Source organism: Escherichia sp. MOD1-EC6021 (genome assembly GCF_002965245.1).
GTDB lineage: Bacteria > Pseudomonadota > Gammaproteobacteria > Enterobacterales > Enterobacteriaceae > Escherichia > Escherichia coli_F.
Window position 1 is genome coordinate 38,371 of sequence record NZ_PTRU01000020.1, and the last position, 20,342, is coordinate 58,712.

Sequence of the window (20,342 nt, forward strand, 5' to 3'; positions counted from 1 at the left end):
GGTAAGGCGTAAGTTCAACAGGAGAGCATTATGTCTTTTAGCGAATTTTATCAGCGTTCGATTAACGAACCGGAGCAATTCTGGGCCGAGCAGGCCCGGCGTATTGACTGGCAGACGCCCTTTACGCAAACGCTCGATCACAGCAATCCGCCGTTTGCCCGTTGGTTTTGTGAAGGCCGAACCAATTTGTGTCATAACGCCATCGACCGCTGGCTGGAGAAACAGCCAGAGGCGCTGGCATTAATTGCCGTCTCTTCGGAAACAGAAGAAGAGCGCACCTTTACCTTTCGCCAGTTGCATGACGAAGTGAACGCGGTGGCGTCAATGCTGCGCTCACTGGGCGTACGGCGTGGCGATCGGGTGCTGGTGTATATGCCGATGATTGCCGAAGCGCATATTACCCTGCTGGCCTGCGCGCGCATTGGCGCTATTCACTCGGTAGTGTTTGGTGGATTTGCCTCGCACAGCGTGGCTGCGCGGATTGATGACGCTAAACCGGTGCTGATTGTCTCGGCAGATGCCGGAGCGCGCGGTGGCAAAATCATTCCTTATAAAAAATTGCTCGACGATGCGATAAGTCAGGCGCAGCATCAGCCGCGCCACGTTTTGCTGGTGGATCGCGGGCTGGCGAAAATGGCGCGCGTTACCGGACGGGATGTCGATTTCGCGTCATTGCGCCATCAGCACATCGGCGCGCGGGTGCCGGTGGCGTGGCTGGAATCCAACGAAACCTCCTGCATTCTCTACACCTCCGGCACGACCGGCAAACCAAAAGGTGTACAGCGTGACGTCGGCGGTTATGCGGTGGCGCTGGCGACCTCAATGGACACCATTTTTGGTGGCAAAGCGGGCGGTGTGTTCTTCTGTGCGTCGGATATCGGCTGGGTAGTGGGGCATTCGTATATCGTCTACGCGCCGCTGCTGGCGGGGATGGCGACTATCGTTTACGAAGGATTGCCGACTTATCCTGACTGCGGTGTGTGGTGGAAAATCGTCGAGAAATATCAGGTTAGCCGGATGTTCTCAGCGCCGACCGCCATTCGCGTGCTGAAAAAATTCCCTACCGCTGAAATTCGCAAACACGATCTCTCGTCGCTGGAAGTGCTCTATCTGGCGGGAGAACCGCTGGATGAGCCGACTGCCAGTTGGGTGAGCAATACGCTGGATGTGCCGGTCATCGACAACTACTGGCAGACCGAATCCGGCTGGCCGATTATGGCGATTGCTCGCGGTCTGGACGACAGGCCGACACGTCTGGGAAGCCCCGGCGTGCCGATGTATGGATACAACGTGCAGTTGCTCAATGAAGTCACCGGCGAACCGTGCGGCGTCAATGAGAAAGGGATGTTGGTGGTGGAAGGGCCATTGCCGCCGGGCTGTATTCAGACCATCTGGGGCGACGACGACCGTTTTGTGAAGACGTACTGGTCGCTGTTTTCCCGTCCGGTGTACGCCACCTTTGACTGGGGCATCCGCGATGCTGACGGTTATCACTTTATTCTCGGGCGCACTGACGATGTGATTAACGTTGCCGGGCATCGGCTGGGGACGCGCGAGATTGAAGAGAGTATCTCCAGTCATCCGGGCGTTGCCGAAGTGGCGGTGGTTGGGGTGAAAGATGCACTGAAAGGGCAGGTGGCGGTGGCGTTTGTCATTCCGAAAGAAAGCGACAGTCTTGAAGACCGTGAGATGGCGCACTCGCAAGAGAAGGCGATTATGGCGCTGGTAGACAGCCAGATTGGCAACTTTGGCCGCCCGGCGCACGTCTGGTTTGTCTCGCAATTGCCAAAAACGCGATCCGGAAAAATGCTGCGCCGCACGATCCAGGCGATTTGTGAAGGACGCGATCCGGGGGATCTGACGACTATTGATGATCCTGCGTCGTTGGATCAGATCCGCCAGGCGATGGAAGAGTAAGGTGTTGTCGGATGTGCTCGCGCGGCGCATCCGACACCGTGCACCAATGCCTGATGCGACGCTGACGCGTCTTATCATGCCTACAGGCCTGAACCGCAGGTCGGATAAGGCGCACGCGGCGCATCCGACAGCTATGCGTAGATGCCTGATGCAACGCAGGCGCGTCTTATCATGCCTACAGGCCTGAACCGTAGGTCGGATAAGGCGCACGCGCCGCATCCGACACCGTGCACCAATGCCTGATGCGACGCTGACGCGTCTTATCATGCCTACAGGCCTGAACCGTAGGTCGGATAAGGCGCACGCGCCGCATCCGACACCATGCACCAATGCCTGATGCGACGCAGGCGTGTCTTATCATGCGTACCCATTTTTTCTCAAATAAGTTTTTATCCACTTTTCCACATTCATCCATATAAAAAATATATTCCCCCACGAAAACGATTGCTTTTTATCTTCAGATGAATAGAATGCGGCGGATTTTTTGGGTTTCAAACAGCAAAAAGGGGGAATTTCGTGTCGCAAGATAACAACTTTAGCCAGGGGCCAGTCCCGCAGTCGGCGCGGAAAGGGGTATTGGCATTGACGTTCGTCATGCTGGGATTAACCTTCTTTTCCGCCAGTATGTGGACCGGCGGCACTCTCGGAACCGGTCTTAGCTATCATGATTTCTTCCTCGCAGTCCTCATCGGTAATCTTCTCCTCGGTATTTACACTTCATTTCTTGGTTACATTGGCGCAAAAACCGGCCTGACCACCCATCTTCTTGCTCGCTTCTCGTTTGGTGTTAAAGGCTCATGGCTGCCTTCACTGCTGCTGGGCGGCACTCAGGTCGGCTGGTTTGGTGTTGGCGTGGCGATGTTTGCTATTCCGGTGGGCAAGGCAACCGGGCTGGATATTAATTTGCTGATTGCCGTTTCCGGTTTACTGATGACCGTCACCGTCTTCTTTGGCATTTCGGCGCTGACGGTACTTTCGGTGATTGCGGTTCCGGCGATTGCCTGCCTTGGCGGTTATTCCGTATGGCTGGCCGTTAACGGCATGGGCGGCCTGGAGGCATTAAAAGCGGTCGTTCCCGCACAACCGCTAGATTTCAATGTCGCGCTGGCGCTGGTTGTGGGGTCATTTATCAGTGCGGGTACGCTCACCGCTGACTTTGTCCGCTTTGGTCGCAATGCCAAACTGGCGGTGCTGGTGGCGATGGTGGCCTTTTTCCTCGGCAACTCGTTGATGTTTATTTTCGGTGCGGCAGGCGCTGCGGCACTGGGGATGGCGGATATCTCTGATGTGATGATTGCTCAGGGCCTGCTGCTGCCCGCGATTGTGGTGCTGGGGTTGAATATCTGGACCACCAACGATAACGCACTCTATGCGTCGGGTTTAGGTTTCGCCAATATTACCGGTATGTCGAGCAAAACTCTTTCAGTAATCAACGGTATTATCGGCACGGTCTGCGCACTATGGCTGTATAACAATTTTGTCGGCTGGCTAACCTTCCTTTCGGCTGCTATTCCTCCGGTGGGTGGCGTGATCATCGCTGACTATCTGATGAACCGTCGCCGCTATGAGCACTTTGCGACCACGCGTATGATGAGTGTCAATTGGGTGGCGATTCTGGCTGTCGCGCTGGGGATTGCCGCAGGCCACTGGTTACCGGGCATTGTTCCGGTCAACGCGGTATTAGGTGGCGCGCTGAGCTATCTGATCCTTAACCCGATTTTGAATCGTAAAACGACAGCAGCAATGACGCATGTGGAGGCTAACAGTGTCGAATAACGCTTTACAAACAATTATTAACGCCCGGTTACCAGGCAAAGAGGGGCTGTGGCAGATTCATCTTCACGACGGAAAAATCAGCGCCATTGATGCGCAATCCGGCGTGATGCCCATAACTGAAAACAGCCTGGATGCCGAACAAGGTTTAGTTTTACCGCCGTTTGTGGAGCCGCATATTCACCTGGATACCACGCAAACCGCCGGGCAACCGAACTGGAATCAGTCCGGCACGCTGTTTGAAGGTATTGAACGCTGGGCCGAGCGCAAAGCGTTATTAACCCATGACGATGTGAAACAACGCGCCTGGCAAACGCTGAAATGGCAGATTGCCAACGGTATTCAGCATGTGCGTACCCATGTCGATGTTTCGGATGCAACCCTGACTGCGCTAAAAGCGATGCTGGAAGTGAAGCAGGAAGTCGCACCGTGGATTGATCTGCAAATCGTCGCCTTCCCGCAGGAAGGGATTTTGTCGTATCCCAACGGTGAAGCGTTGCTGGAAGAGGCATTACGCTTAGGGGCTGACGTAGTGGGGGCGATTCCGCATTTTGAATTTACCCGTGAATATGGCGTGGAGTCGCTGCATAAAACCTTCGCCCTGGCGCAAAAATACGACCGTCTCATCGATGTTCACTGTGATGAGATCGATGACGAACAGTCGCGCTTTGTCGAAACCGTTGCCGCCCTGGCTCACCGTGAAGGCATGGGCGCGCGAGTCACCGCCAGCCACACCACGGCAATGCACTCCTATAACGGGGCGTATACCTCGCGCCTGTTCCGTTTGCTGAAAATGTCCGGTATTAACTTTGTCGCCAACCCGCTGGTCAATATTCATCTACAAGGGCGTTTCGATACGTATCCAAAACGTCGCGGTATTACGCGCGTTAAAGAGATGCTGGAGTCCGGCATTAACGTCTGCTTTGGTCACGATGATGTCTTCGATCCGTGGTATCCACTGGGAACGGCGAATATGCTGCAAGTGCTGCATATGGGGCTGCATGTTTGTCAGTTGATGGGCTACGGGCAGATTAACGACGGCCTGAATTTAATCACCCACCATAGCGCCAGGACGTTGAATTTGCAGGATTACGGCATAGTCGCCGGAAACAGCGCTAACCTGATTATCCTGCCGGCTGAAAATGGGTTTGATGCGCTGCGCCGTCAGGTTCCGGTACGCTATTCGGTACGTGGTGGTAAGGTGATTGCCACCACGCAACCGGCACAAACCACCGTGTATCTGGAGCAGCCGGAAGCCATCGATTACAAACGGTAATCGGCTGGGTTGCAGCGAGCGTAGTTTATGCCGGATGCGGCGTGAACGCCTTGCACTGAACTCGTAGGCCTGATAAGCGTCGCGCATCAGGCAATTCCAGCCGCTGACCTGTGTCAGCGGCTACCGTGATTCATTCCCGCCAACAACCGCGCATTCATCCAACGCCATTTGCAAAAATGCCTTTGCGGCGGCTGTCTGCCCGCTATTTTTCCGCCGCAACAAAACCGCCGTTCTCTCCAGTAACGGTGGGGCAAGGGATATAGCTTTAAGCCCGTCATGTTGTGTGGCAATCGCTGCTGGCAACAATGTGGAAAGGGAAGTGCGGCGAATCAGCGCCAGAACTGCGCTAATTGAGTTCGCCTCTATCACCACCTGTGGATGTAGCCCCGCTTTCTCGCAGTAGTGGTCAATTTGCTCTCTGGTGGCAAATTCCGCGCTGAGCAGTACCAGTTTTTCATCATGCAAGCGACTCAACGCCACCTGTTCATGGACTGCCAGTGGATGATGTTGCGCCACGACTAACGCTAAACTTTCTGTCAGTAAAGGTATTGCCTCCAGTTCCGGCGAATGAACCGGCGCGAAGGCAATCCCAACATCCAGCTCGTCGCGGCAAAGCAGATCTTCGATTTTCTCCTGTGACATTTCCTGTAGCTGGAGCGTGATGCCGGGATAACGCGCATAGAAATCCGCCATTAAAGGGCCGATAAAGTAACTCGTGAAGGTGGGGGTGACGGCGATGCGCAGCGATCCTCGCGTCAAATCGGCAACATCATGAATCGCCCGTTTACCCGCCCCCAGTTCCTGTAACGCACGGCTGGCGTACTGTCGCCAGACTTCTCCCGCATCGGTGAGACGAATCGTTCGCCCGCTACGGTCAAACAGCGGTACGCCCAAACTCTCTTCTAACTGGCGAATCTGCTGGGAAAGCGCAGGCTGGGAGATATGCAACGCACTGGCGGCACGGGTGAAGCTGCCATGTTCAGCCACGGCAAGAAAGTAATTGATATGTCGAGAGAGCATTCGCCAACCTATAAGTAAATCCAATAGAACTCATCATAAATGAGTCTTTTACCTTATGGCAATCGGCGAGTAGTCTGCCTCTCATTCCAGAGACAGACAGAGGTTAACGGTGAAAGAGATTATTGATGGATTCCTTAAATTCCAGCGCGAGGCATTTCCTGAGCGGGAAGCCTTGTTTAAACAGCTGGCGACACAGCAAAGCCCGCGCACACTTTTTATCTCCTGCTCCGACAGCCGTCTGGTCCCTGAGCTGGTGACGCAACGCGAACCTGGCGATCTGTTCGTGATTCGCAACGCGGGCAATATCGTCCCTTCCTACGGACCGGAACCTGGTGGCGTTTCTGCTTCGGTGGAGTATGCCGTCGCTGCGCTTCGGGTATCTGACATTGTGATTTGCGGTCATTCCAACTGTGGCGCGATGACTGCCATTGCCAGCTGTCAGTGCATGGACCATATGCCTGCTGTTTCCCACTGGCTGCGTTATGCCGATTCAGCTCGCGTCGTTAATGAGGCGCGCCCGCATTCCGATTTAGCGTCAAAAGCTGCGGCGATGGTACGTGAAAACGTCATTGCTCAGTTGGCTAATTTGCAAACTCATCCATCGGTGCGCCTGGCGCTCGAAGAGGGGCGGATCGCCCTGCACGGCTGGGTCTACGACATTGAAAGCGGCAGCATCGCAGCGTTTGACGGCGCAACCCGCCAGTTTGTGCCACTGGCCGCTAATCCTCGCGTTTGTGCCATACCGCTACGCCAACCGACCGCAGCGTAACCTTATTTTTAAACCATCAGGAGATTCACCATGATTCAGTCGCAAATTAACCGCAATATTCGTCTTGATCTTGCCGATGCTATTTTGCTCAGCAAAGCTAAAAAAGATCTCACATTTGCCGAGATTGCCGACGGCACCGGGCTGGCAGAAGCCTTTGTGACCGCGGCTTTGCTGGGTCAGCAGGCGCTTCCTGCCGACGCCGCCCGCCTGGTCGGGGCGAAGCTGGATCTCGACGAAGACGCCATTCTACTGTTGCAGATGATTCCACTGCGTGGCTGCATTGATGACCGTGTTCCAACCGACCCAACGATGTACCGTTTCTATGAAATGTTGCAGGTGTACGGCACAACCCTGAAAGCGTTGGTTCATGAGAAGTTTGGCGATGGCATTATCAGCGCGATTAACTTCAAACTCGACGTTAAGAAAGTGGCGGATCCGGAAGGTGGCGAACGCGCGGTCATCACCTTAGATGGCAAATATCTGCCGACCAAACCGTTCTGACAACCATGCGCGACCATCAAAAGACGTTCACGATACTGCTGGTTCTGGTGCTGATTGGTCTTAATATGCGACCACTGCTCACCTCCGTCGGGCCACTGCTACCGCAATTGCGCCAGGCGAGCGGAATGAGCTTTAGCGTGGCTGCCCTGTTGACGGCTCTGCCGGTGGTCACCATGGGCGGGCTGGCGCTGGTCGGAAGCTGGCTTCATCAGCATGTCAGCGAACGTCGCAGCGTCGCCATCAGTTTGTTGCTGATAGCCGTCGGCGCATTGATGCGAGAGCTTTACCCTCAAAGTGTGCTGCTGCTTAGCAGCGCACTGCTCGGTGGAGTGGGGATCGGCATCATTCAGGCGGTGATGCCTTCGGTGATTAAACGGCGGTTTCAGCAGCGCACGCCACTGGTGATGGGGCTGTGGTCCGCGGCTCTGATGGGCGGCGGTGGACTTGGTGCCGCCCTGACGCCCTGGTTAGTTCAACATAGCGAAACCTGGTATCAAACACTCGCCTGGTGGGCGCTGCCTGCCGTTGTTGCGCTCTTTGCCTGGTGGTGGCAAAGCGCCCGCGAGGTCGCCTCTTCCCACAAGACAACAACCACTCCGGTTCGCGTGGTATTCACTCCCCGCGCGTGGACGCTGGGCCTTTACTTCGGTCTGATTAACGGCGGTTACGCCAGTCTGATTGCCTGGTTACCCGCCTTCTATATTGAGATTGGTGCCAGCGCGCAGTACAGCGGTTCCTTGCTGGCGTTGATGACGCTTGGTCAAGCCGCAGGGGCATTGCTGATGCCTGCTATGGCTCGCCATCAGGATCGGCGCAAACTATTAATGCTGGCACTGGCGTTACAACTGGTGGGTTTCTGCGGCTTTATCTGGCTGCCGCTGCAATTGCCGGTATTGTGGGCAATGGTGTGTGGGTTAGGTCTGGGTGGCGCATTTCCGCTCTGTTTGCTGCTGGCGCTCGATCACTCTGCGCAACCGGCTATTGCTGGCAAACTGGTGGCGTTTATGCAGGGGATCGGTTTTATCATTGCCGGGCTTGCTCCGTGGTTTTCTGGTGTGCTGCGTAGTATCAGTGGCAATTACCTGATGGACTGGGCGTTTCATGCGCTGTGCGTCGTTGGGCTGATGATCATAACCCTGCGTTTTGCACCAGCACGTTTTCCGCAGCTGTGGGTCAAAGAGGCATGATGCGACGCTCGTTCCTACGCTTTGTTTACGCCGGATGCGGCCTACGTAGATCACTGAACTTATAGGCCTGATAAGCGGAGCGCATCAGGCAATTTTGCTTATTTAAACTGACGATTCAACTTTAAAATCTTTGAAATAATATTGCTTATCCCGGTCGTTTATTTCGCGAATAACCCGACAAGGAACGCCAGCAGCTACGACGTTTGGTGGAATGTCTTTTGTGACGACACTTCCCGCGCCAATAACAGAATTATCCCCGATGGTGACGCCTGGATTAATGACCACATGGCTGCCGATCCAGACGTTATTACCAATCGTTATCGCAAAAGAGTACATCTCTCCGTTTTTTCTTAATTCATGGTGTACAGGGTGTCCCGTAACGGAAATGGTAACGTTGGGGGCAATCAGTACGTTATCACCGATCGTTACCGTGTAGTCATCGACAATGGTTAAATTGAAATTTGCATAAAAATTGCGGCCTATATGGATGTTGGAGCCGTAAGAGAAATAGACAGGCGGTTCTACCCAGGCGTTTTCCCCTACCGTGGCAAACATTTTTTTTATCAGGCTTTCTCTTTTTTCAACTTCCGCTGGATGCGAGTGATTAAACTCATACATTAATGTTTTCCCACGAAGTCTTTTTTCAGGTAAGCCTTCGCACATATCGGTAAATAGCTTTCCTGCTTTTATTCTTTCTGTCATCGACATGTTCATTTTGATCATTCCGTCCTGATATGTTGGTCGGATAAGGCGCTTGCGCCGTATCCGACATTGATTGTTTAAGCGACTTCATTCACCTGGCGACGCAGCAAGGAAAGCGGTCCGGGGCCGCTAAGCGTGAACACGGAAATTAAGGTGAAGCCCAACGCCACCAGACCCAGCACCAGATAAGCGCCCTGGAAACCGATGCTTTCATACATATTGCCCGCCAGTACAGACATAAAAATCATCGCCAGTTGCTTAAAGAAGCAGAAACAGACCAGATAAATCGTCGCTGAAAAACGCACTTCAAACTGGCTGGTAATATATTTAAAGCAGCCCACCAGCAGGAACGGTACTTCAAACATATGCAACGTTTTCAGAATAACCACTTCCAGCGCTGAGGTGGCGAATGATGAGCCAATAATACGTACAGACATAATAGTGCCAGCCAGCAGCAGGGCGTTTTTCCCACCGATGCGATTAATGATCAGTGGCGCAAAGAACATAATCGAGGCGTTAAGTAATTCGCCCATTGTCGTTACGTAGCCAAATACCCGCGTACCCTGTTCACCGGTAGCAAAGAACGAAGTAAAGAAATTAGCAAACTGTTGGTCAAAAACATCGTAGGTGCAGGAAACGCCAATAACATACAGTGACAAAAACCACAGTTTTGGCTGTCTGAACAGTTCCAGCGCCAGCTTAAGGCTAAATGCTGAATGGTTGGCGCCTACCGCATTGGCAACCGTGGCGGAAGAAGGCGCATCCGTTTTGGCGAAAAAGAGTAAAACGGCAAGGATGAGTGCACAGCCAGAACCCAGCCAGAAAACAAACTGATTATTAATGGTGAACATGATGCCGACAATTGAGGCACACAGCGCCCAACCAACACAGCCAAACATCCGCGCGCGACCAAATTCGAAATGACTACGACGGCTGACCTTCTCGATAAATGCTTCTACTGCTGGCGCACCGGCGTTAAAACAAAAGCCAAGATAAATGCCACCAACAATCGAGCCTACAAGAATGTTGTATTTTAACAGTGGCCCGAAGATAAAAATAAAGAACGGCGCAAACATCACTAACATGCCGGTAATCATCCACAGCAGGTATTTGCGCAGCCCGAGTTTGTCAGAAAGCAGACCAAACAGCGGTTGGAATAATAGCGAGAACAGAGAAATAGCGGCAAAAATAATACCCGTATTACTTTTGCTGATATGGTTGATGTCATGTAGCCAAATGGGGAAAAACGGGAAGTAGGCTCCCATGATAAAAAAATAAAAGAAAAAGAAAAAACCGAACATCCAAAAGTTTGTGTTTTTTAAATAGTACATAATGGATTTCCTTACGCGAAATACGGGCAGACATGGCCTGCCCGGTTATTATTATTTTTGACACCAGACCAACTGGTAGTGGTAGCGACCGGCGCTCAGCTGGAATTCCGCCGACACTGACGGGCTCCAGGAGTCGTCGCCACCAATTCCCATATGGAAACCGTCGATATTTAGCCATGTGCCTTCTTCCGCGCGCAGCAGATGGCGATGGCTGGTTTCCATCAGTTGTTGTTGGCTGTAGCGGCTGATGTTGAACTGGAAGTCGCCGCGCCACTGGTGTGGTCCATAATTCAATTCGCGCGTCCCGCAGCGCAGACCGTTTTCGCTCGGGAAGACGTACGGGGTATACATGTCTGACAATGGCAAGTCCCAGCGGTCAAAACAGGCCGCAGTCAGACGGTCGGGATAGTTTTCTTGCGGCCCTAATCCGAGCCAGTTTACCCGCTCTGCGACATGTGCGAGCTCGCAGGTCAGGCCAATCCGCGCCGGATGCGGTGTGTCGCTCGCTACTTCAACATCCACACTGACGACCATCTCACCGTGCCCATCGATACGGTAGGTTTTCCGGCTGATAAATAAGGTTTTCCCCTGATACTGCCAGGCGTGGACAGTGGTAATCAGCACCGCGTCGGCAAGCGTATCTGCCGTGCACTGCAACAACGCGGCTTCGGCCTGGTAATGGCCTGCCGCCTTCCAGCGTTCGACCCAGGCGTTCGGGTCAATGCGGGTCGCTTCACTGACGCCAATGTCGTTATCCAGCGGGGCACGGGTGAACTGATCGCGCAGCGGCGTCAGCAGTTGTTTTTCATCGCCAATCCACATCTGTGAAAGAAAGCCTGACTGGCGGTTAAATTGCCAACGCTTATTACCCAGCTCGATGCAAAAATCCGTTTCGCTGGTGGCCAGTTGCGGGATGGCGTGGGACGTGGAGGGGAGTACCACACTGAGGTTTTCCGCCAGTCGCCATTGTTGCCAGGCGCTGATGTGTCCGGCTTCTGACCAGGCGGTCGCGTTAGGTTGCACTACGTGTACCGTAAGCCAGAGTTGTCCGGCGCTCTCCGGTCGCGGCAGTTCAGGCAGTTCAATCAACTGTTTACCTTGTGGAGCGACAGTCAGAGGCACTTCACCGCTTGCCAGCGGCTTGCCATCCAGCGCCACCGACCAGTGCAGGAGCTCGTTATCGCTATGACGAAACAGGTATTCGCTGGTCACTTCGATGGTTCGCCCGGATAAACGGAACTGGAAAAACTGCTGTTGGTGTTTTGCTTCTGTCATTGCCGGATGTGGCGTGCGGTCGGCAAAGACCAGACCGTTCATGCAGAACTGGCGATCGTTCGGCGTATCGCCAAAGTCACCACCGTAAGCCGACCATGGGTTGCCGTTTTCATCATATTTAATCAGCGACTGATCCACCCAGTCCCAGACGAATCCACCCTGTAAACGGGGGTACTGACGAAACGCCTGCCAGTATTTCGCGAAGCCGCCAAGACTGTTACCCATTGCGTGGGCGTATTCGCAAAGGATCAGCGGGCGCGTCTCTCCAGGCAGCGAAAGCCATTTTTTAATGGACCATTTCGGCACAGCCGGGAAGGGCTGGTCTTCATCCACGCGCGCGTACATCGGGCAAATAATATCGGTTGCAGAAGTGTCGGCTCCGCCGCCTTCATACTGCACCGGGCGGGAAGAATCGACAGATTTAATCCAGCGATAGAGTGCGTCGTGATTAGCACCGTGGCCCGATTCATTACCCAGCGACCAGATAATTACGCTCGGGTGATTACGATCGCGCTGCACCATCCGCGTTACGCGTTCACTCATGGCCGGTAGCCAGCGTGGATCATCGGTCAGACGATTCATTGGCACCATGCCGTGGGTTTCAATATTGGCTTCATCCACCACATACAGGCCGTAGCGGTCGCACAGCGTGTACCACAGCGGGTGGTTCGGATAATGCGAACAGCGCACGGCGTTAAAGTTGTTCTGCTTCATCAGCAGGATATCCTGCACCATCGTTTGCTCATCCATGACCTGACCATGCAGAGGATGATGCTCGTGACGGTTAACGCCGCGAATCAGCAACGGCTTGCCGTTCAACAGCAGCAGACCATTTTCAATCCGCACCTGGCGGAAACCGACATCACAGGCTTCCGCTTCAATTAGCGTGCCGTCGGCGGTGTGCAGTTCAATAACTGCACGATAGAGATTCGGGAGTTCGGCGCTCCACAGCGCCGGATTTTCAACGTTCAGGCGTAGCGTGACGCGATCGGCATAACCACCACGTTCATCGATAATTTCGCCGCCGAAAGGCGCGGTACCGCTGGCGACCTGCATTTCACCCTGCCACAAAGAAACCGTCACCCTCAGCGCATCGCGCAGTTCACCGCACATCTGAATTTCTGTTTCCAGAACAGCGCGGCTGAAATCATCATTAAAGCGAGTGGCAACATGGAAATCGCTGATTTGTGTGGTCGGTTTATGCAGCAACGAGACGTCACGGAAAATGCCGCTCATTCGCCACATATCCTGATCTTCCAGATAGCTACCGTCACTCCAGCGCAGCACCATCACCGCGAGGCGGTTATCTCCGGCGCGTAAAAATGCGCCGAGGTCAAATTCAGACGGCAAACGGCTGTCCTGTCCGTAACCGACCCAGCGCCCGTTGCACCACAAATGAAACGCCGAGTTAATGCCATCAAAAATAATTCGCGTCTGGCCTTCCTGTAACCAGCTTTCATCAACATTAAATGTGAGCGAGTAACAACCTGTCGGATTCTCCGTGGGAACAAACGGTGGATTGACTGCAATGGGATAGGTCACATTGGTGTAGATAGGCGCATCGTAACCGAGCATCTGCCAGTTTGAGGGGACGACGACAGTATCGGCGTCAGGAAGATCGCGCTCCAGCCAACTTTCCGGCACCGCTTCTGGGGACGGGAACCAGGCAAATTGCCACTCACCATTCAGGCTGCGTAACTGCCGGGAAGGGCGATTATTGCGGGCCTCTTCACTATTTCGCCAGCTGGCGAAAGGAGGATGCGCCGCAAGGCGGTTGAGTTGGGTAACGCCAGGGTTTTCCCAGTCACGACGTTGTAATACGACGGCCAGTGAATCCGTAATCATGGTCATAGCTGTATCCTGTGTGAAATTGTTATCCGCTCACAATTTCATACAACATACGAGTCGGACACATCAGGTGTAAAGCCTGGGGTGCCTAATGAGTGAGCTGACTCACATTAATTGCGTTGCGCTCACTGCTCGCTTTCCAGTCGGGAAATTTGTCGCGCCAGCTGCATTAAGGAATCAGCCAACGCCTGGGGAGAAGTGGTTTGCGTATTGGGTGGCAGGGTGGTTTTTCGTTTCACCAGTGAGACGGGCAACAGCTGATTGCCCTTCACCGCCTGGCCCTGAGAGAGTTGCAGCAAGCGGTCCACGCTGGTTTGCCCAAGCAGGCGAAAATCCTGTTTGATGGTCGTTAATGGCGGGATATAACACGAGCTGTCTTCGGTATCGTCGTATCCCACTACCGAGATATCCGCGCCGACGCGCAGCCCGAACTCGGTAATGGCGCGCATTGCACCCAGCGCCATCTGATCGTTGGCAACCAGCATCGCAGTAGGAATGATGCCCTCATTCAGCATCTGCATGGTTTGATGAAAACCGGACATGGCGCTCCAGTCGCCTTCCCGTTCCGCTATCGGTTGAATTTGATTGTGTTTAAGATATTTATGCCAGCCCGCCAGACGCAGACGCGCCGAGACAGAACTTAATGGGCCCGCTAACAGCGCGATTTGCTGGTGACCCAATGCGACCAAATGCTCTACGCCCAACCGCGTACCGTCTTCATGGGAAAAAATAATACTGTTGATGGGAGTCTGGTCAGAGACATCAAGAAATAGCGCCGGAACATTAGCGCAGGCTGCCTCCACAGCAATGGCATCCTGGTCATCCAGCGGATAGTTGATGATCAGACCACTTACGCGTTGCGCGAGAAGATTGTGTACTGCCGCTTTACAGGCTTCGACACCGCTTCTTTCTACCATCGACACCACCACGCTGGCACCCAGTTGATCGGCGCGAGATTTAATCGCCGCGACAATTTGCGACGGTGCGTGCAGGGCCAGACTGGAGGTGGCAACGCCAATCAGCAACGACTGTTTGCCCGCTAACTGTTGTGCTACGCGGTTGGGAATGTAATTTAGCTCCGCCATCGCCGCTTCCACTTTTTCCCGCGTTTTCGCTGAAACGTGGCTGGCCTGATTCACCACGCGGGAAACGGTCTGATAAGAGACACCGGCATACTCCGCGACATCGTATAGCGTTACTGGTTTCACATTCACCACCCTGAATTGACTTTCTTCCGGGCGCTATCATGCCATACCACGAAAGGTTTTGCGCCATTCTGCGGGGCTGACGCCGAAGTGAGATTTAAAATGCTGACGCCAGGTCACAGGTGAGAGAAAACCCACCTCAGCCGCTATCCGCTCAACGGGCAACTGACTGGATCCCAACAGTTCCTGGCTACGGCGTAAGCGTTCAGTGATGAGCCATTCGGCGATACTCGAACCGGTCGCTTTCATAAAATGACGGGTTAGTGTGCGGCGACTCATCATTACTCGCTGAGCCAGCGAGTCGAGATCATGCTGTTGCGCAATGTTTTGCCGCAGGTAATCCAGCAGGAGGTTAATGCGTTCATCATGGGTATTTTTCGGCACCGGTTGCTCTATAAACTGCGCTTGACCGCCGGTGCGATATGGCGGTACGACCATCCGTCGGGCAATATGGTTAGCATAGTCGCTGCCAAAATGTTGCCGAACAATATACAAACAGCAATCCAGCGCCGCGGCAGTACCGGCAGAGGTAATAATGCCATCATCGTCTACATACAACGCGTTAATATCCAGATGTGTTTGTGGAAAACGTGCCTGAAATTCACGCTCGAACTCCCAGTGCGTGGCAGCACGCTTATTGTTCAGTAAACCTGCATAGCCGAGCACAAACGTGCCCAGGCAAAGCCCGACAATCTGTGCCCCGTTATCTCGTGCGGTCGTTAAGGCTTTCAGCAGTTTTTGTGGCGGTTTTTGTGTAATTGTTCCCCAGTAAGGAATTATCACAATATCCGCCTGGATGACTGCCGTAAAGTCATGGGTGGCGGTTACGGAAAACCCATCGGCAGAGTCCACATTTCCCGGCTTTTCAGCGCAGATAATTACATGAAAGCGTTTTTTCTCCGCCATTTTTTCGCTAAACACGATAAACGGTACGGAAAGGTGAAAAGGACTAAAACCGGCAACGGCGATAATGGCAACAGTTAGCGGGCGCATAACACTCTTTATCTCCGAATTAGAATGTCAACGTTTCACCATCTTCTGGTACGTTCACAAATTCGATAATTTGATTATCTCTGGCGTATTCCTTGAGCGCATCACGCGTCAGCAAACAGTGGTTTACGGCCTCCATATGTGTCGCGACAATTTGCGCTTCTGGCAGGGTGAAATGTGTTTTGAGAATATCTTCAGCTCCCATAATTATCGCGCCATGCCCCAGAACATGCGCAAATCCGGCATTCAACACCACCACTTCTGGTTGGAAAGTTAGCATTGTAGCCTCGACGTTATCACGCCAGAGGGTATCGCCAGCCAGATAGAGCGTTTTCTCTGTCGGGTGCTGGAAAACAACGCCGCAGGCTGCGCCTAAACGCTTCGCCATAGCCGGGTCTGCATAGGTGCGATCGGAGCCGTGCTGCCCTGTCGTTTTATGCAGAGTAATATCGCCAAATTTAGTCTCGTCGGCAAGTACGGTAAGATGCGTAAATCCTTGTTTATGCAGTGATTCAGCATCTTGCTCATTTTGCACATAAATCAGTTTATCTTTGGGGACGACGCGGGAGGCTGTTTCGTCCCAGTGATCTTCATGCAAATGGGTCACTATTAGGGCGTCAACGTTGAGTAACGTTGTTAAATCGCACGGTAATTCTACCGTTGGATTGCGGATTTCTGCGCGTGCCGTTCCGGCAAAACCCGGATAACTTCCTTTAGGCGCGAGTAAAGGGTCAATAAGAAATGTTTTGCCAGCGTATTGGATAATTTGGGTGGCATTACGAATTTGAGTAATTTTCATGATTTGCTCCACATCACAGTATTGATGGCATTAGCGTAGCGTGCAGCCCGTACTGTGCATGTGGGCAAATGGGCGAATAACGATGAGAATGGGCCAAATTACACATTGGCGCAACTAGCGTAAATGCACGCCGCTTCGCCGTCCGGCCACCAGAATAGCCTGCGATTCAACCCCTTCTTCGATCTGTTTTGCTACCCGTTGTAGCGCCGGAAGATGCTTTTCCGCTGCCTGTTCGATGGTCATTGCGCTTGCCATATACACCAGATTCAGACAGCCAATCACCCGTTGTTCACTGCGTAGGGGCACGGCAATGGAGGCGATCTTCTCTTCCTGATCCCAGCCGCGGTAGTTCTGTCCGTAACCCTCTTTGCGTGCGCGCGCCAGAATGGCTTCCAGCTTTAACGGTTCCCGTGCCAGTTGATAGTCATCACCGGGGCGGGCGGCTAACATTTCGATTAACTCCTTGCGTTCTTGTTCCGGGCAAAAGGCCAGCCAGGTCAGTCCCGAGGCGGTTTTCAGGAGCGGTAAACGCCGTCCGACCATTGCCCGGTGAAAAGATAAACGGCTGAAACGGTGGGTGGTTTCGCGTACCACCATTGCATCAACATCCAGCGTGGACACATCTGTCGGCCATACCACTTCGCGCAACAGATCGCCCAGCAGCGGGGCTGCCAGTGCAGAAATCCATTGTTCGTCACGAAATCCTTCGCTTAATTGCCGCACTTTGATGGTCAGACGAAAACTGTCATCGGAGGTACTGCGCCGGACATATCCCTCTTCCTGCAGCGTTTCCAGCAGTCGCCGCACAGTGGTGCGATGCAGGCCGCTGAGCTCCGCCAGCAGCCCGACGCTGGCACCGCCATCGAGTTTATTTAACATATTTAATAACATTAGACCGCGGGTTAAGCCGCGCACGGTTTTGTATTCCGTCTGCTCATCTTTCTGCATATTAATTGACATTTCTATAGTTAAAACAACGTTGTGCACTTGGTGCACACTCAGGCATGTTTTGATTGTAGCCGAAAACACCCTTCCTATACTGAGCGCACAATAAAAAATCATTTACATGTTTTTAACAAAATAAGTTGCGTTGAACTGTGCGCGCAACGGCATTTTGTCCGAGTCGTGAGGTACTGAAATGGCAATACAACACCCTGACATCCAGCCTGCTGTTAACCATTGCGTTCAGGTGGCGATCGCTGGTGCCGGTCCGGTCGGGCTGATGATGGCGAACTATCTCGGCCAGATGGGCATTGACGTGCTGGTGGTGGAGAAACTCGATAAGTTGATCGACTATCCACGCGCGATTGGAATTGATGACGAGGCGCTGCGCACCATGCAGTCGGTTGACCTTGTCGATAATGTTCTGCCGCACACTACGCCGTGGCATGCGATGCGTTTTCTTACCCCAAAAGGCCGCTGTTTTGCTGATATTCAGCCAATGACCGATGAATTTGGCTGGCCGCGTCGTAACGCCTTTATTCAGCCGCAGGTCGATGCGGTGATGCTGGAAGGGTTGTCGCGGTTTCCGAATGTGCGCTGCCTGTTTTCCCGCGAGCTGGAGGCCTTCAGCCAGCAAGATGACGAAGTGACCTTGTATCTGAAAACGGCAGAAGGGCAGCGGGAAACGGTCAAAGCCCAGTGGCTGGTAGCCTGTGACGGTGGAGCAAGTTTTGTCCGGCGCACCCTGAATGTGCCGTTTGAAGGTAAAACCGCACCAAATCAGTGGATTGTGGTGGATATCGCCAACGATCCGTTAAGTACGCCGCATATCTATTTGTGTTGCGATCCGGTGCGCCCGTATGTTTCTGCGGCTCTGCCTCATGCGGTACGTCGCTTTGAATTTATGGTGATGCCGGGTGAAACCGAAGAACAGCTCCGCGAGCCGCAAAATATGCGCAAGCTGTTAAGCAAAGTGCTGCCTAATCCGGACAACGTCGAATTGATTCGTCAGCGTGTCTACACCCACAACGCGCGACTGGCACAACGTTTTCGTATTGACCGCGTACTGCTGGCGGGCGATGCCGCACATATCATGCCGGTGTGGCAGGGGCAGGGCTATAACAGTGGTATGCGCGACGCCTTTAACCTCGCCTGGAAACTGGCGTTGGTTATCCAGGGGAAAGCTCGCGATGCGCTGCTCGATACCTATCAACAAGAACGTCGCGATCACGCCAAAGCGATGATTGATCTGTCGGTGACGGCGGGCAACGTACTGGCTCCGCCGAAACGTTGGCAGGGTACGTTACGTGACGGTGTTTCCTGGCTGCTGAATTATCTGCCGCCAGTAAAACGCTACTTTCTCGAAATGCGCTTCAAGCCGATGCCGCAATATTACGCCGGTGCGCTGGTGCGTGAAGGCGAAGCGAAACACTCTCCGGTCGGCAAGATGTTTATTCAGCCGAAAGTTACGCTGGAAAACGGCGACGTGACGTTGCTCGATAACGCGATCGGCGCGAACTTCGCGGTAATTGGCTGGGGATGCAATCCACTGTGGGGGATGAGCGATGAGCAAATCCAGCAATGGCGCGCGCTGGGTACTCGCTTCATTCAGGTGGTGCCGGATGTGCAAATTCATACCGCGCAGGATAACTACGACGGCGTGCTGCGCGTGGGCGATACGCAAGGTCGCCTGCGTAGCTGGTTCGCACAACATAATGCTTCGCTGGTGGTGATGCGCCCGGATCGCTTTGTTGCCGCCATCGCCATTCCGCAAACTCTGGGTAATACGCTGAATAAACTGGCGTCCGTGATGACACTCAACCGCCCTGATGTCGACGTTTCTGTCGAAAAGGTAGCCTGATATGCACGCTTATCTTCACTGTCTTTCCCACTCGCCGCTGGTAGGGTATGTCGACCCGGCGCAAGAGATACTCGATGAGGTCAATGGCGTGATTGCCAGTGCCCGCGAGCGTATTGCGGCCTTCTCCCCTGAACTGGTGGTGCTGTTTGCGCCAGATCATTACAACGGTTTTTTCTATGACGTGATGCCACCCTTCTGTTTAGGCGTTGGGGCGACGGCAATTGGCGATTTCGGCAGTGCGGCAGGAGAGCTTCCTGTGCCTGTGGAGTTGGCGGAGGCTTGTGCGCATGCCGTCATGAAGAGCGGGATTGATCTTGCCGTTTCTTACTGTATGCAGGTGGATCATGGGTTCGCCCAGCCGCTGGAGTTCTTGCTCGGTGGGCTGGATAAGGTGCCGGTCCTACCTGTATTCATCAACGGTGTCGCCACGCCGCTACCTGGTTTTCAGCGTACCCGCATGTTGGGTGAAGCCATTGGACGTTTCACCAGCACGCTGAATAAGCGCGTGCTGTTCCTGGGTTCCGGTGGGCTTTCCCATCAGCCGCCGGTGCCAGAACTGGCGAAAGCGGATGCCCATATGCGCGATCGTCTGTTGGGTAGCGGGAAAGATTTGCCCGCCAATGAGCGCGAAATGCGCCAGCAACGGGTGATTAGCGCCGCTGAGAGGTTTGTTGAGGATCAGAGAACTCTGCATCCGCTCAACCCGATTTGGGATAACCAGTTCATGTCTTTGCTGGAGCAGGGACGCATACAGGAACTGGATGCCGTCAGTAACGAAGAGCTTTCCGCCATTGCAGGAAAGTCGACACATGAAATCAAAACCTGGGTCGCTGCTTTTGCCGCTATTTCTGCGTTTGGCAACTGGCGTAGCGAAGGGCGTTATTACCGCCCGATCCCGGAGTGGATTGCCGGATTTGGCTCGTTAAGCGCCAGAACAGAGAACTGA

The 20,342-nt window shown here is 53.6% G+C and carries 16 protein-coding genes; 8 read left to right on the forward strand and 8 right to left on the reverse strand.

All coding sequences use genetic code 11. The annotated features are described in order from the left end of the window. Positions 1 to 30: 30 nt before the first annotated feature. From prpE to codA, 3 genes are all read left to right on the forward strand, one after another. Positions 31 to 1,917: a propionate--CoA ligase gene (gene prpE / locus BEB54_RS20080; protein ID WP_105277177.1), complete on the forward strand. Its 1,887-nt coding sequence runs from the start codon at positions 31 to 33 to the stop codon at positions 1,915 to 1,917. Between the two features lie 516 nt (positions 1,918 to 2,433). Beyond that, complete coding sequence (codB, locus tag BEB54_RS20085; protein ID WP_000076243.1) at positions 2,434 to 3,693, forward strand: cytosine permease; 1,260 nt, start codon at positions 2,434 to 2,436, stop codon at positions 3,691 to 3,693. Beyond that, positions 3,683 to 4,966, forward strand: coding sequence for a cytosine/isoguanine deaminase (gene codA, locus BEB54_RS20090; RefSeq protein WP_105277178.1), 1,284 nt, complete (start codon positions 3,683 to 3,685; stop codon positions 4,964 to 4,966). The genes codB and codA overlap by 11 nt, the downstream gene beginning before the upstream one ends. Before the next feature lie 120 nt (positions 4,967 to 5,086). On the opposite strand, the gene cynR is transcribed toward codA, so the two are convergent. After that, positions 5,087 to 5,986 carry a transcriptional regulator CynR gene (gene cynR, locus BEB54_RS20095; RefSeq protein ID WP_032183396.1) on the reverse strand — a complete coding sequence of 300 codons (900 nt, stop codon included), beginning with the start codon at positions 5,984 to 5,986 and terminating at the stop codon, positions 5,087 to 5,089. Positions 5,987 to 6,095: 109 nt separating this feature from the next. Between cynR and cynT the strand changes: the two genes are divergently transcribed. The 3 genes from cynT to cynX are packed head-to-tail and all read left to right on the forward strand — an operon-like array spanning position 6,096 to position 8,443. Beyond that, on the forward strand, positions 6,096 to 6,755 hold the full coding sequence (cynT, locus tag BEB54_RS20100) for a carbonic anhydrase CynT (RefSeq protein WP_032183397.1): 660 nt from the start codon (positions 6,096 to 6,098) through the stop codon (positions 6,753 to 6,755). Positions 6,756 to 6,785: 30 nt separating this feature from the next. After that, positions 6,786 to 7,256, forward strand: coding sequence for a cyanase (gene cynS / locus BEB54_RS20105; protein WP_105277179.1), 471 nt, complete (start codon positions 6,786 to 6,788; stop codon positions 7,254 to 7,256). 5 nt (positions 7,257 to 7,261) lie between these two features. Continuing rightward, positions 7,262 to 8,443 (forward strand): cyanate transporter CynX, encoded by a 1,182-nt coding sequence (cynX, locus tag BEB54_RS20110; protein WP_105277180.1) that lies wholly within the window; start codon positions 7,262 to 7,264, stop codon positions 8,441 to 8,443. Positions 8,444 to 8,545: 102 nt separating this feature from the next. Here the strand turns inward: cynX and lacA are convergent, their stop codons facing one another. From lacA to BEB54_RS20150, 7 genes are all read right to left on the reverse strand, one after another. Then, positions 8,546 to 9,157 carry a galactoside O-acetyltransferase gene (gene lacA, locus BEB54_RS20115; protein ID WP_105277250.1) on the reverse strand — a complete coding sequence of 204 codons (612 nt, stop codon included), beginning with the start codon at positions 9,155 to 9,157 and terminating at the stop codon, positions 8,546 to 8,548. A 65-nt stretch (positions 9,158 to 9,222) separates the two neighbouring features. Beyond that, positions 9,223 to 10,476: a lactose permease gene (gene lacY, locus BEB54_RS20120; protein ID WP_105277181.1), complete on the reverse strand. Its 1,254-nt coding sequence runs from the start codon at positions 10,474 to 10,476 to the stop codon at positions 9,223 to 9,225. Between the two features lie 51 nt (positions 10,477 to 10,527). Next, complete coding sequence (gene lacZ, locus BEB54_RS20125; RefSeq protein ID WP_105277182.1) at positions 10,528 to 13,602, reverse strand: beta-galactosidase; 3,075 nt, start codon at positions 13,600 to 13,602, stop codon at positions 10,528 to 10,530. Between the two features lie 122 nt (positions 13,603 to 13,724). Further along, positions 13,725 to 14,807, reverse strand: coding sequence for a DNA-binding transcriptional repressor LacI (lacI, locus tag BEB54_RS20135; RefSeq protein WP_105277183.1), 1,083 nt, complete (start codon positions 14,805 to 14,807; stop codon positions 13,725 to 13,727). A gap of 36 nt (positions 14,808 to 14,843) precedes the next feature. Further along, on the reverse strand, positions 14,844 to 15,797 hold the full coding sequence (locus BEB54_RS20140) for a GlxA family transcriptional regulator (protein ID WP_105277184.1): 954 nt from the start codon (positions 15,795 to 15,797) through the stop codon (positions 14,844 to 14,846). Between the two features lie 19 nt (positions 15,798 to 15,816). Further along, positions 15,817 to 16,593, reverse strand: coding sequence for an MBL fold metallo-hydrolase (locus BEB54_RS20145; RefSeq protein ID WP_123059750.1), 777 nt, complete (start codon positions 16,591 to 16,593; stop codon positions 15,817 to 15,819). A gap of 114 nt (positions 16,594 to 16,707) precedes the next feature. Beyond that, positions 16,708 to 17,541, reverse strand: coding sequence for a DNA-binding transcriptional regulator (locus BEB54_RS20150; protein WP_032183403.1), 834 nt, complete (start codon positions 17,539 to 17,541; stop codon positions 16,708 to 16,710). A gap of 190 nt (positions 17,542 to 17,731) precedes the next feature. Between BEB54_RS20150 and BEB54_RS20155 the strand changes: the two genes are divergently transcribed. Continuing rightward, complete coding sequence (locus BEB54_RS20155) at positions 17,732 to 19,396, forward strand: bifunctional 3-(3-hydroxy-phenyl)propionate/3-hydroxycinnamic acid hydroxylase (RefSeq protein WP_105267287.1); 1,665 nt, start codon at positions 17,732 to 17,734, stop codon at positions 19,394 to 19,396. A gap of 1 nt (position 19,397) precedes the next feature. Beyond that, entirely contained in the window at positions 19,398 to 20,342 is a 945-nt protein-coding gene (gene mhpB / locus BEB54_RS20160) for a 2,3-dihydroxyphenylpropionate/2,3-dihydroxicinnamic acid 1,2-dioxygenase (RefSeq protein WP_000543449.1), read from the forward strand.